12 protein-coding genes are annotated in these 12,530 nt (G+C 36.3%); 3 read left to right on the top strand and 9 right to left on the bottom strand.

The genetic code is table 11. From position 1 onward, the window contains the following. Positions 1–2,340, top strand: a complete 2,340-nt coding sequence (locus SCALIN_RS20235; protein ID WP_096896251.1) for a tetratricopeptide repeat protein — start codon at positions 1–3, stop codon at positions 2,338–2,340. 134 nt (positions 2,341–2,474) lie between these two features. Here the strand turns inward: SCALIN_RS20235 and SCALIN_RS20230 are convergent, their stop codons facing one another. From SCALIN_RS20230 to SCALIN_RS20205, 6 genes are all read right to left on the bottom strand, one after another. Continuing rightward, positions 2,475–3,260 carry an ElyC/SanA/YdcF family protein gene (locus tag SCALIN_RS20230; RefSeq protein WP_096896250.1) on the bottom strand — a complete coding sequence of 262 codons (786 nt, stop codon included), beginning with the start codon at positions 3,258–3,260 and terminating at the stop codon, positions 2,475–2,477. 141 nt (positions 3,261–3,401) lie between these two features. Continuing rightward, positions 3,402–3,776, bottom strand: coding sequence for a Fe-S cluster assembly scaffold protein NifU (gene nifU, locus SCALIN_RS20225; protein ID WP_096896387.1), 375 nt, complete (start codon positions 3,774–3,776; stop codon positions 3,402–3,404). 91 nt (positions 3,777–3,867) lie between these two features. Next, entirely contained in the window at positions 3,868–4,602 is a 735-nt protein-coding gene (locus SCALIN_RS20220; RefSeq protein ID WP_096896249.1) for a hypothetical protein, read from the bottom strand. Between the two features lie 20 nt (positions 4,603–4,622). Then, positions 4,623–5,441: a histidinol-phosphatase HisJ gene (gene hisJ / locus SCALIN_RS20215; RefSeq protein ID WP_096896248.1), complete on the bottom strand. Its 819-nt coding sequence runs from the start codon at positions 5,439–5,441 to the stop codon at positions 4,623–4,625. Positions 5,442–5,490: 49 nt separating this feature from the next. Next, positions 5,491–5,679, bottom strand: coding sequence for a hypothetical protein (locus tag SCALIN_RS20210; RefSeq protein WP_096896247.1), 189 nt, complete (start codon positions 5,677–5,679; stop codon positions 5,491–5,493). Positions 5,680–6,668: 989 nt separating this feature from the next. Then, positions 6,669–7,340, bottom strand: a complete 672-nt coding sequence (locus SCALIN_RS20205; protein WP_096896246.1) for a PEP-CTERM sorting domain-containing protein — start codon at positions 7,338–7,340, stop codon at positions 6,669–6,671. A 955-nt stretch (positions 7,341–8,295) separates the two neighbouring features. Here SCALIN_RS20205 and aepX point away from each other — a divergent pair. Next, positions 8,296–9,903 (top strand): phosphoenolpyruvate mutase, encoded by a 1,608-nt coding sequence (aepX, locus tag SCALIN_RS20200; protein ID WP_096896245.1) that lies wholly within the window; start codon positions 8,296–8,298, stop codon positions 9,901–9,903. Positions 9,904–9,905: 2 nt separating this feature from the next. Here aepX and SCALIN_RS20195 read toward each other — a convergent pair whose 3' ends face one another. The 3 genes from SCALIN_RS20195 to SCALIN_RS20185 form a co-directional block, all read right to left on the bottom strand. Continuing rightward, positions 9,906–10,430, bottom strand: a complete 525-nt coding sequence (locus tag SCALIN_RS20195) for a TlpA family protein disulfide reductase (protein ID WP_096896244.1) — start codon at positions 10,428–10,430, stop codon at positions 9,906–9,908. 73 nt (positions 10,431–10,503) lie between these two features. Beyond that, positions 10,504–10,926 (bottom strand): Fur family transcriptional regulator, encoded by a 423-nt coding sequence (locus SCALIN_RS20190; RefSeq protein WP_096896386.1) that lies wholly within the window; start codon positions 10,924–10,926, stop codon positions 10,504–10,506. A gap of 81 nt (positions 10,927–11,007) precedes the next feature. Next, positions 11,008–11,256 carry a hypothetical protein gene (locus SCALIN_RS20185; RefSeq protein ID WP_096896243.1) on the bottom strand — a complete coding sequence of 83 codons (249 nt, stop codon included), beginning with the start codon at positions 11,254–11,256 and terminating at the stop codon, positions 11,008–11,010. A 326-nt stretch (positions 11,257–11,582) separates the two neighbouring features. Between SCALIN_RS20185 and SCALIN_RS20180 the strand changes: the two genes are divergently transcribed. Continuing rightward, complete coding sequence (locus tag SCALIN_RS20180) at positions 11,583–12,248, top strand: LexA family transcriptional regulator (RefSeq protein WP_096896242.1); 666 nt, start codon at positions 11,583–11,585, stop codon at positions 12,246–12,248. Positions 12,249–12,530: the final 282 nt, after the last annotated feature.

Raw genomic sequence — 12,530 nt, 5'->3', positions numbered from 1 at the left:
ATGGATGATTTTCTCACAAAAAAAGACAAGAATTCCTCTCAACTGATCAGAGATAATTTCTTCTTTAAATCTATTAATTTTATTAAAGAAATATTCTCATGGTATTTTTATCAAAGAGAAACTCTAGAGGTAAAATTAAAAGAAAAAAGTACACAAATAGATGACCTGAAGGCACAATTAAACATTGTAAACCACATGTACGAAGAAGGAAGAAACCTTTTGAAGGAACAGAAAAGGGACCTTGAAGAGATGCTGAAAATGGAACGAAAAGGCGCTAACATCCCATCTCTGTTACAACTAGACAGAAAACAACCAAAAATATCTCAACGGTCTAAAATAAAGATTAATAAACTTAAGGCAAAGATTGAGAGACTGACAAAAGCAGGTATCCCTACCGCACTGGAAGGATATTATGAAATTGGACTTATCGACTTTTACAATGGCAGGATTGATGATGCAATTAAACAATGGGAAACAGTAATAGAGCTGGACAAAAACAATTCAAATACCAAACATAATCTTGGTATCGCTTATTACAGGACTGGAATGTATAACAAAGCTATTTCAGTATTACGTACAGTAGTCAATAATAAGCCAAAGGACCACACTCCATACTTTTGTATTGGACTAGCGCATAATAAAAAACAGGATTTTGCATCAGCTATTCCTGAATTTAAAAAAGCCTTAACATTTAATCCTAATGATGAAGCAATTTACTATAATCTTGGTTTATCATATGATCATATTGAAGAAACAGACGAAGCAATTACTACTTACAACAAAGTAATTGAACTTAATGCCAGACATTTTGATGCAACATTCCATCTTGGTGTCCTTTATAGAAAAAAAGGATTAATTGATAAAGCAATTTTCGAGTTCAAAAAGGTCATCAGCGCTGATACCTCTGATGTAAATGCATACTACAATCTAGGATGTTGTTACGAAGAAGAAGGAAATATTGCAGAAGCTAAGAGGATATATGTTAAAGCCCTTAAAGCCGATCAACAACATGTCCCTTCACTTTATAATCTCGGTCTCATTTACACAAAGGACGGAGATAATAAAGAAGCGGCCTCCAACTTCAAGGCCATCATCGAAATTGACCCTGATAACTATAAAGCACATTACAATATGGGTCTTCTGTACTTTAAGGAAGAGAGATACGATGATTCGATTACAGAGTATACAGAAGCATTAGAGACAAAGAAAGACAATGCGGATATTTATTACAACCTGGGGCTTGCTTATTCTAAAAAGGAGCTTTTTGAAGATGCGATTACGACATTCAAGAGTGCTCTGAAAATCAGGAATAAGCATGTAGAAGCCTTACACGAATTGGGCAGTTCTTACAACCGTATTGGAAAACATGGAAAAGCCATTTCACTGTTTAATAAGGTTTTAACACTGAACCCTGATAATGTAATTTGTCACTATAACCTTGGTAATGCTTACAAGGCAGATAATAACCCTAATGAAGCATACACCGCTTATAAAAAAGCCCTTGAAATCAATCCTGACTTTCCTGAAGCATGGAATGCACTTGGTATTATTTGCAGAATAAGAGGGAACCACTCTGAAGCTGTTCATGCGCATAAAAAAGCTTTAGAAACAAACCCTTCCTATGCAGAGGCATATAACAATTTAGGCGTTTTATGTGATGACAATGGAGAATTGGAAGATGCTGTTAACTACTACAATAAAGCCATTAAATTCAAACCGGATTATGACGAAGCATACAATAACCTCGGGATAGTGTTTTTTAAGCAAGACAACCCAGACAAGGCAATAGCATTTTATAAAGCAGCCCTGGACCTAAATCCGGATTACGCAGAGGCATATAATAATAGAGGAGTAGCGTATCACAGTAAAAACATGTTCAACGAAGCCATAGAACAGTATAAAATGGCGATTGAAAATAACCCAGAATATGCTGAGGCGTATAATAATCTCGGTACTACTTATGTGAAAAAAGTAATGCTCACTCAGGCAATTGCACAATACAAAAAAGCTTTCAAGATTAATCCTGAATACTCGGAAGCATACTTTAATATTGGCATTGCTTATAATAAGAAAAAAATGTATGACAACGCAATTGAATCGTTCAAGAAAACAATAGAATTAAATCCGGATGATGAAGCTGCACATTACAACCTTGGTATAGTTTACAGTAAAAGGCGAATGTACGATGATGCTATTCTTGAATATAAAAAAGTAATTGAGTCGAATCCGAGCCTGCCGGATGTTCATTACAATCTAGGGGTAGTATACAGAGAAAAAGGAATGCTCCTTCAGGCAAAGAGAGAGGTCTCTTTGTACAAAAAGTTGAATAGTCGTAATTAAACAACCCGAAGTTTGTTTCCAAAAATTATGGAATGAAGTAAGACTTGTATTCTCTACACCTTACATCATCACTTCAGAAAATGTAAGCCAAAAAGAGCCTGGTAACTTTTTTTCGAAACAACTAAGGTATAATCTCAAATCTGCCCCCTCAACTTTGCCCACACAAGCCCTAAATATTCATGGATAGCTATCTCTGATTTACGTAATGCTCCGGAACCCGGTAGAAATGAATTAATCCCTATCTTTCCTTTTGTAACTACATAATTGGCTGGGGCGGCGATAGGGTCCATTTTCTGCTTCCTAAACAGTGCCATAGACCGAGGCATATGATGCGCAGAAGTTACTAAGATAAACGGTTTATGACCAACAATTTTTTTTATTAAACGAGCTTGATCTTTTGTATCTCTGGAATCAGATTCAATCACAATGTCATTTTGATTGACCCCAAGAGATTTTGCAAGATTGGCCATGCCTAACGCTTCAGGGCAAGACTCACTACCACTACCGCCGGAGAGGACAAGTTTGCTTTGCGGATTGGCCCGATAGATCAGAACACCCTCCACTACCCGTATCAACGTCGAATCAGATAATAGACTGGTTATCGGAAGTGTAACATCCGTTTCAATACCGCCTGCAAGCACAACAACATATTTAACAGGATGGCGCTTCGGTGTCGCATTCTCTAAAATAGAATCGGGTGAATAAGTATGGTGTCGATTTTCCAGAAACGAAACAAAAAAATTTGGTATCGGATTATAACTGAGAATAGCAAGAGTACATAATCCAAAAGCAACCATAAACTTACCGGATCTTTGCCGTTTCGTAAACAAAACAAAAAACAGACCGACAAAGGCTAAAGTAAGACAGAAAGGTATGGGAAGTAAAAAAGGTGAAAGTATTTTTTTAAGAAGAAATATCATCTTTTTCTCATAACCTTATCAGCAAAATAAGAAAAGCAATATAGAGATTAGCACTGACAAGGCCAGGCTTCAACATCCGCCATATAAATGTACAAACGCCTGCCTGTTCTCCGACAGACAGACGTTTATTTACCATGTTTACTACTTTTTTTCCTTGTAGTTCTTAATCGCAGCCTCAATTGCTTCCTGGGCAAGGACAGAACAGTGCATCTTATTTGGTGGCAGGCCATCCAGTGCCTCAGCTACAGCTTCGTTTGTGACGTTTGAGGCTTCTGTTAATGATTTATCTTTAATCATCTCGGTAGCCATACTGCTTGTTGCAATCGCAGCACCACAACCAAACGTTTTAAACTTAGCTTCTTTTATTTTATCGTCCTCAACTTTTATATACAACCTCATCACATCACCACAAGCAGGATTACCCACGGTACCAACTGCATCCGCATCCTTTATATCTCCCATATTCCTGGGTTCCATAAAATGGTCCATCACTTTTTCACTATATGGCCCGTTCATATCATCAGACATAAATCAAACTCCTTTCAACAAAAAAAATGGAGGGTTTAACTATTATTAGCAGTCCACCACAACCTGCTGAATCAATCATTCAACCAAGCTCTTCAGAAGACTTCCACATCGTTAGTAAAGAAATCACAAACTGTATAAAAAAACCAATTACCGTAAAAACACCTCCAATAAATACGGTAATTGCAAAAACCGGCATTAATTTTGTTAACCACCAGGAGAACATATCCATCAACAAGGAACCAAAAGGAAAGATTAACAATACCATTTTAAGTTTCTCGTTAATCGGAGTAAACAAAAAAATCACTCCACTCAACGCGAAAATAACACCTATGCTGATTATATGGATATGACTTAGCGTTATAAGCCTGGATATTGAGATTCCTCTGTTAATTCTTGTAAAAATATCACTGACGGTTGACAAATTATCAAACGGCGCAAACGCTGCATCCCCACCAGCAGTATGACACCGCAAACATTTTTTTATTACGATACTCTTAACTTCATTCAATTTCTCTTTTCCAGCGCCCCCCTTTGCCCAGTTAATCAGGCTATTCCTTTCGTAATTATTCTCAAGATGTTCCCTCATTGTACCATTGAGTTTCGACTCGACAAGTAATACGTCAGGTTGACCGTAATAAGTGAGAACTAAATCCTGAAGCGAAAATCCACTTTTTCCATCAACCTTATTGTAAGTAAGAAAAAGATTTAACTGAGAAAAGACAAAACCTATTCCCACACAAACCAGAAAAAAGGTACATAATAATTTCCCACTCGTAGATAAGCTATTCAGCCTGAATTCACGCGGTCTAACCATTCAAAACTTTCAAGGCGTTGTTAACAACAGATTGGTTTACTAAAATCCAACCTGTGACACTGTTTTTTTCTATTATCAAACGTAACAAATTCCTTATAACCGGCCTGTTCCGCAAGTAACATTGCCTTATCAAAATCTCTACCAACATCATCAGGAGTATGAGCATCAGAACCGAAAACAATTGGAATATCATATTTTTGATAGACATTAAGTATGTCGCAAGATGGATATATTTCACTCACAGGTTTTCTCAGACCGGAAGTATTAATTTCTATAGCAACTCCACACTCTTTAAAAACCTTCGCTGTATCTTCTAAATCCTGTGAAATTTCGTTATTTGGACGATCTCCAAATTTCTTTACGAGGTCACAATGTCCGATAATATCAAACAGTGAAGTCCTGGCGGATTTACGTAATAATTCAAAATAATCCTTATAAACCAGGTCGACATCCTTACTATCCCATTTCTCACGTTCTCCCGGATGATCGAAAGCCCACTCTCCAATATAGTGCACTGAACCCACTACATAATCAAAATTATACTTATTTAAAAGCTCTCTGGTATAAGATACAGACTCCGGAGTATAGTCAGCTTCCACTCCCAGCTTAATTCTGATCTGAGGGAATAACTTACGCAATTGCTTGACCTCTTTTACATAACCAGGAAGTTCTTCAAGCCCCATTGCCAGTCCCAATACCTTACCGCTATCACCGTTAAGAGGCAAATGGTCGTTAAAACCTATTTCATCTATACCGCATTCTATTGCCTTCTTGACATAATCGATCATTTTTCCATCCGCATGGCCGCATCGACTTGTATGTATGTGATAATCTATCACTAATTAGTCCTTTCGACATTAATTCCCTCTATATCGTAACATGTGGTTGCTACACAAACTCGTCCAATATCTCTGCAAATTCTCTCCATCTTTTGTCCGGAGAAATGAGGTCAATAAACTTCAATTTATGATTTTCTACTTGCCAAAAAATCACAACCGCCTTTTCTTCTCCATCGAAGAAATCCTCAAAAAAGCCAATGTTATTAATTGACTGTGGATATGCATACTTTTGCTCCATTCTCAACTATTTGAACAACCAAATCGGAAGGTTCTCTTAAAGAAACAACTTCGAAAATGCTGTGTGGCTAGAGTTAAGGACAACCTTAATCATTCAGTTCAATAAGCGAAAACCCATTTTCTTCCATTGTATTATATATTATGAAATTCCTGTACTATGACGATTCATTCTACCTGTGAAATAAAGTAATAACAATAAGAAAATCAACGACCACCAGCTATCGGGCTGGATCAAAATTATGTTTGTCTTATCTAACTGTTCTCTAGATTAGATTAGTATAATGCATTTAAATGAATTATGAGAACGGCACAAATATAAATATGAATACACGTTAATGGAATCATGAAGCCTGATCATAAAACGATACCAAATTTTAGACGTAATCTAACAAAAATGCATTAATAGAAGTATGTAGACAATGTGTTACGTATTTATAAATTTGGATTTAATGAAGAAAATATACGAATATCAATAAAATGTAGACGGAAGACAAATAGTAGAAAGTATAAAGGGTATTGATGGAAGAGTTGAAGAAATAGTGTGCAGAGGCAAACTTAACACAAATTTAGAGATAGTAGCATTTCCAACCAGCTCTAACATATCATGAATGACAACCTTGGTGGTAAAGCAAGCACTAATACAGAGATTATGGAATTAAATAGCGCAATTCAGAAGCATCCGGGAATAACAGTTTTGTAGCATTAATTTGTAATGCGCAAAAACCTAACCGGACGCTTCTGAGTGAAAGTAAAAAAATATTAATTGAATTATAGCACAGCAATAATCCAAAGCTAAAGAAGAAGCAATTTTACTTAAATATAGACAGAAAAACAGATTAAATTGTGACACCGCCTGAAATGTCGTAGGTTTTGACAATATTTATACAATCTTCTTTATACCAGTTCAGGATTATCTCATCTGAATCAAAATATTTTGAACCAACTTTTTCTGCACTAAGCTCAGACTTACAAGGTTGATCCCATGGAGATTTAAGACTTAAAACTCGCAGCAGTAAGCGTCTTCATATAACGTCGGTATCCAAAGCCAATAATTCCAACAAAACCTAACCCAAGGAGAACAAAAGTGGAAGGTTCCGGTACGACTGTGATATCTAGATCCTGTAAGGCTGTGGTGGTGGTAAAACCTAGTTCAGAAAGACCAACTCCTTGTACGCTATTATTTAGTGTCGTCAGCGTTCCTGATAAAGCCCCGTTTACATCAGCGAAATCTAGCTCGTGCTTTGTCGATGTTAAAAATGCGCCTGTAGCAACGGAGAAGTTAAAATCCATTAATTCTGTTCCGGTACCGCCTGCACCTGAAAATAAGCTCAAATTCCAATTAGTCGGAGTATGAAAATAGTAATCCCATAAATATAGTCTGTCCAAGCTTTGTGACCCACTGAAATCAAACGTCAAAACCACTCCGGATGAACCATCTGCAGTGGTCCACCATGACGTACCTCCGCCTCCGTTTGAAGGACCTGGGGCAGAATAATTAACACCACCGTTTCCACTCGCATCACTTATCAGGAGGGACGGAGTATTATAAAAACCCGCCGCATTGGATATCAAACTCGTCGGCTGAATAAAGCCAGCAAAGGATGCATTCGTCCAAATCAAACCGAGTAATAATAAAGTAAAAATCTTGGTTTTAATATTCATTCATTCTCCTCTCTCATATTTACAAAAAATTTTGAGTTCGTTTAATCATTCTAACGCACATATTTCAATTATACCAATGTTATGATTAATAATTATTGTTTTGTTTAGAAGACTTATTAACGTTTAGCATTATATACAATATATTGAAAGCGTCAAGAAAAAAATTATTATTTCATTATTTCAAATATACCGAAACACAATATTATTTTACTTAGAACACCTATTAGTGTTTATATTTATATACGATATACAAAAAAACATCAAGAGAAAAATTATCAAAGTAATTGAAACTTGAGAACGGAATAACAAATCCACCTGTAAACAGGCGGTCTCAGAATTAAAGTTTACATCCTTACTATCTCTTTTAATTATCTACTTGAGAACAACCAGCATCCGAAAACTCTTTGCATTCCTTACCCCAAACTTCATTTGCAATTTAGACTTGTCAGAATCCTTAAATGAAATTTCGGTGTCTAAAGAATATGATATTGACAATGCAATAACGCATGCGATAATCTAAGAAATCGACTCATTATATTACTGCTTTGTTGATGTTGTGTGAACTACTCAACTCAGATTATTTGTAATAAATAAGTCTTCTTATATTTGTTAAAGTCTTTGAACTCTAACCACTGCCAAAAATGCAGGACTATTTTTTTCAGAAGCAAACCTGGCGTAAATGCGGAGAAGGCAGTGCTATCAATCTGCTTTAATATATCAAGAATTATGCATAAACTCCATTCTAGAGAAGGATGAAGATACATACAGTGCAGCATATAGCACTGTTAAATTATTAATATACTATAAATAGTATGCATGTTTTATTCGAGTTGAGTTTATGCGTAGGCTCTAAAGAAATAAAACCGTTTTACCTGAAGATAGACAGAAATATAAAAATTAATCGTGATACCGCCAGATAGCTGGTGGTTTACAGTACAGATGATTGAATAGTAATATGAAGAAAACAACTAAACTGAAACAGATGATACTGAGCACAGAACTGGAGTTTCTCATGGAAGCTCATAGTGGTATGTCAGCAAAAATAGTTGAAGAAGCGGGGTTTAAGGGGATTTGGGGCAGCGGTCTCTCAATCTCCGGTTCTCTGGGCGTTCGGGATAATAACGAGGCGAGTTGGACACAGGTTTTAGACGTTTTAGAATTTATGAGTGATGCCACAACAATTCCCATTCTCATGGATGGTGATACGGGATATGGCAACTTTAACAATATGCGTCGTCTTGTCAGAAAACTGGAGCAGAGAGATGTAGCAGGAGTCTGTATAGAAGATAAAATCTTCCCAAAAACCAATAGTTTTCTGAGGGAAGGAGCCCAGGCTTTAGCCGGTATTGATGAGTTTTGTGGAAAAATAAAGGCAGGTAAGGATATTCAAAAGGATGATGACTTTGTAATTGTAGCTCGTCTGGAAGCTTTTATCGCGGGGTGGGGACTCAAAGAAGCCATGAAACGTGCGGAAGCGTATCGCCAGGCAGGCGCAGATGCAATCCTGGTACATAGCAAATTATCTAATGCATGTGAAATTTTTGATTTTATGAAAGAGTGGGAAAACCGTGCTCCCATAGCAATTGTTCCAACCAAATATTACACGACACCTACCGATGAATTTAGAAAATACAATATTTCACTGGCCATATGGGCAAATCATATTTTTCGTGGTTCTATTCTGAAAATGCAGGAGATTGCGAGGCAAATCTACAAAGAGCAGAACCTGCTCAGTGTCGAAGATTCCATTGTTCCGGTCAAAGAAATTTTTAGACTTCAGGATGACAAGGAATTAGCCATGGCAGAGGAACACTACTTAAGCCCGAAAGCAGGAAACCAGAGAAGCGCCATTATCCTTGCGTCTACTCGCGGAGATCAACTGGGAAAGCTCACGGAATCCATTCCCAAAACTATGATCAAGATTGGGAAAAAGAGTATCCTTGAACGTGCAGTAGAACATCTTAACGAGCATCATATCAAGAATATTATGGTGGTAGCCGGATATAAAAGAGAGACAATAAATCTTCCCAATTTAAATATTATCGCGAATGACGACTATGAAACAACAGGAGAGATGGCCTCCCTCACCAAGGCTATTGACACTACACACGGAGAATCGGTTATTCTATTTGGAGATGTACTCTTTAAAAAATACGTTCTCAGCATTATGCTGGATGATCCGTCAGACATCGTCCTCATAGTGGATTCCGCATTTTCGCTTGAAAAACAATATCAATCTGATTTTGTTCATACATGTTCTATGGAGAGCAAATCATTCTTTCCCGAGGATAACTACTACCTTGAAAAAATTATTTATGATAAGCCCGGAACAGAATACTATGGAGAGTGGACAGGAATGATGAAGTTGACAGTGAAAGGACTGGAAATAGTAAGAGCTTTCATTCAGAAGTTTCGGAAAAGACCGGAGTTTAAAAAGATGGACATTCGGGACATGCTTAACCAATTAGTTCAAAGTGGGCATAAAGTGAAAATCCAGACGATCTCAGGTCACAGGATTGATGTAAACAACATTGATGATTTTACTTCAGCAGGTGAGTTTTAAGACTATTCGTTCAGCAATTTCTTAAGGAGCTTTTTGTCCGGCGGACTATTGTCCCTGTACACTATCACACCACTTTTATTCAGAACAACATTCAACGGTATGCCAACAACCTTATAGAGCCTGGCCACGTCAGCTTTAGAATCAAGGACCATCGGATAATTTATCTTCTTCTTCTTGATCAGAGATTTGACCTTTTTAGCACTTTCCTGAATATCAATACCCAACACATTGAGTCCATCATCTTTAAGCTCAACGTTGTATTCATTAAGGAGAGGTATTTCATGCCTGCATGCAGGACACCATGTAGCACCAAAAACCAGTAATGCAACCTTCTCTTTCGCAAAAGAGTCTAACTCAATCTCCTTACCATCTACAGTCAACAGTTTAAACGGAGCAGCCTTGTTTCCAACATCTACACCGATTTCTACCTCTGCAAATGCCTTGTCCTCTAAAACATTGAACGGTAGAACGAAAATTCCAAATATACATAGTAACGAAACTGCAAGCGACCTAAAAACCAAATCCATGAAAACCCCTCATTTTGTTTAAACTCAATAAGCGTCTTAACGATATAACTATGGGCAGCTGATTATAATTATACTATTGCCTGCTAAGACAATTTTTACAAGTACCATAGAAAGATACGTGGTATCTAACAGGTGTAAACTCTTCCAATATTTCATCTGGTAGTTGTGGGCTTACACTATCCGCATCAACGTCAGATATTTTATTGCACTCCAAACAGATAATATGATGGTGAGTTTCAGTGTTCGGGTCATAATGTTTTCTCTCATCATCGATTGTAATCTTTAGAATCTCACCCATTCTTTCCAGAATATCCAAAGTCTTATAAACGGTGGTAAAAGAGATGGTTGGATATGTTTTCTTAATTTTTTCAAAGATATCCTCTGCTGATGGATGATGCAGATTACCCTCAAGTATTTTAAATATTCCCAAACGTTGCGGAGTTATTTTATAACTTTTTCTCCTGAACTTATCTATCAGATTTTCAGATGTGTCCATTTCATTACCAAATAAAATTAACAACTACTTTATTGAACTATTTTATTAAAAACTACATAACTTATTAGACAATAATCATTACTAGTTGTCAAACCTAATTTCACATAAAATATCGTTGTTTATAATCTTTTTGGGTTTATATGGTACAGATTCGCTAATTCCTGGCTTATCGCCAGACAGTCTGCAAGTGGGTGTAAACGATATTTTATTATCATCTGTCAAAACCCAATTCTGAGCAATAAATAGAAAAATCAATACTATAAAAACAGTCATCATACCTTCTAAAATGAGCTTACCCATGTCTGAACCAATATTTACATTATTTCTCATCCCCCCCCCTTTCTTTGAATTTATCAGTAAGGACTTTTACTCATTACTCTAGACCGGATATCGATCATAATTTCTGTAATTTCGAAAAATTTCGAAAAATCCTTCATCCTCAAATCTGACAATAATTAAACTTAGACATTGAATTTGAAGAGAAAAAATTTATAATCTGCTTTAAAATAAAATAAGAGGTAAATCTGTGGGTTTTATCCTTATTAAACTTTTCGTATGGCAATATTTATTTTCTAAGTTGAATATTAAAAATATATATTTCATGCGAATATTAGCGAATTTAAGCGAAATAATCAAGTATTTTTTAGTAATAAATCATGGATATTTTAAAAAACCTTGATAAGTTCATAAAAAAACAGCACTTAAAGAAATGCGAGTTTGCGAAAAAAATTTCTCTTTCAAACAGTTATGTATCTGAAATTCTCAGTGGAAAGCGTAATATTTCAATTAAATTTAAAAAAGGATTCCAATCTGAATATGGTTTTCCTATCGAAGAACTTCCTCAAAGAGTCGAAATTCCACCGGAAATAAATCCAGACGGAGAAAACCAGGACAACGCTATTTATTGCAAACTTCCACTATTCAACATCAAAGCATCAGCCGGACATGAAAAGTTTGTTAATAACGATAAAATAGGCGCAGATCTAATGTTCCGAAAAGACTGGTTGCGAAGAGAACTCAGATCAACCCCAGACAATCTATTTATTCTCAGTGCTGAATCAGACTCTATGGAACCAACGATCAAACATGATTCACTCCTTATTGTAGATAAGAGTATCACCAGGATCATAACCGAGGGAATATATATTTTACGCAGAGGAGATACAATCCTTATTAAAAGAATCAGGAAGCTCTCAGAAGACACAATAGAACTCATCAGCGACAACCCTGCTTATGGCAAGGAGACAATACAGCCGAACAGACAGCCGGAAATTACCATCCTTGGCAAGGTTATTTATATCTGGAGTGGAAGAAAGATATAAAAGAACATCGCTCTTTCGACATTCTTCTCGTCTACACACAAATACTTGTTAAATCTACTATTCACTTAAGATTTTCATAAAGGAATATAAATGATGATCAAGTCTTTGCTATGGAAATGACAACCGTGCTGAGAAATTATGCGCATATAAGGTTTGGAAATTTACTTCCACCACAGGAAGATTTGCAAACTATTTTTACCAATTACAACAATATCCTTGAGGGATTGGCAGATGACTTCGGGTTCTTCTTTATTGATCTTACATCCCATATGTCCCGAAAAT

Origin of the sequence: Candidatus Scalindua japonica (assembly GCF_002443295.1) — a bacterium.
Taxonomy (GTDB): domain Bacteria; phylum Planctomycetota; class Brocadiia; order Brocadiales; family Scalinduaceae; genus Scalindua; species Scalindua japonica.
Note: the sequence above shows the minus strand (reverse complement) of the source record. Positions and strands in the feature narration are given on the sequence as shown.

What these genes read in the sequence shown, in the direction of transcription:
- SCALIN_RS20220 (WP_096896249.1), bottom strand. Translation starts at nt 4,602, where the DNA reads ATGGTTAGACCGCGTGAATTCAGGCTGAATAGCTTATCTACGAGTGGG.
- aepX (WP_096896245.1), top strand. Translation starts at nt 8,296, where the DNA reads ATGAAGAAAACAACTAAACTGAAACAGATGATACTGAGCACAGAACTG.
- SCALIN_RS20235 (WP_096896251.1), top strand. Translation starts at nt 1, where the DNA reads ATGGATGATTTTCTCACAAAAAAAGACAAGAATTCCTCTCAACTGATC.
- SCALIN_RS20230 (WP_096896250.1), bottom strand. Translation starts at nt 3,260, where the DNA reads ATGATATTTCTTCTTAAAAAAATACTTTCACCTTTTTTACTTCCCATA.
- SCALIN_RS20180 (WP_096896242.1), top strand. Translation starts at nt 11,583, where the DNA reads ATGGATATTTTAAAAAACCTTGATAAGTTCATAAAAAAACAGCACTTA.
- SCALIN_RS20210 (WP_096896247.1), bottom strand. Translation starts at nt 5,679, where the DNA reads ATGGAGCAAAAGTATGCATATCCACAGTCAATTAATAACATTGGCTTT.
- SCALIN_RS20195 (WP_096896244.1), bottom strand. Translation starts at nt 10,430, where the DNA reads ATGGATTTGGTTTTTAGGTCGCTTGCAGTTTCGTTACTATGTATATTT.
- SCALIN_RS20185 (WP_096896243.1), bottom strand. Translation starts at nt 11,256, where the DNA reads ATGAGAAATAATGTAAATATTGGTTCAGACATGGGTAAGCTCATTTTA.
- SCALIN_RS20190 (WP_096896386.1), bottom strand. Translation starts at nt 10,926, where the DNA reads ATGGACACATCTGAAAATCTGATAGATAAGTTCAGGAGAAAAAGTTAT.
- SCALIN_RS20205 (WP_096896246.1), bottom strand. Translation starts at nt 7,340, where the DNA reads ATGAATATTAAAACCAAGATTTTTACTTTATTATTACTCGGTTTGATT.
- nifU (WP_096896387.1), bottom strand. Translation starts at nt 3,776, where the DNA reads ATGAACGGGCCATATAGTGAAAAAGTGATGGACCATTTTATGGAACCC.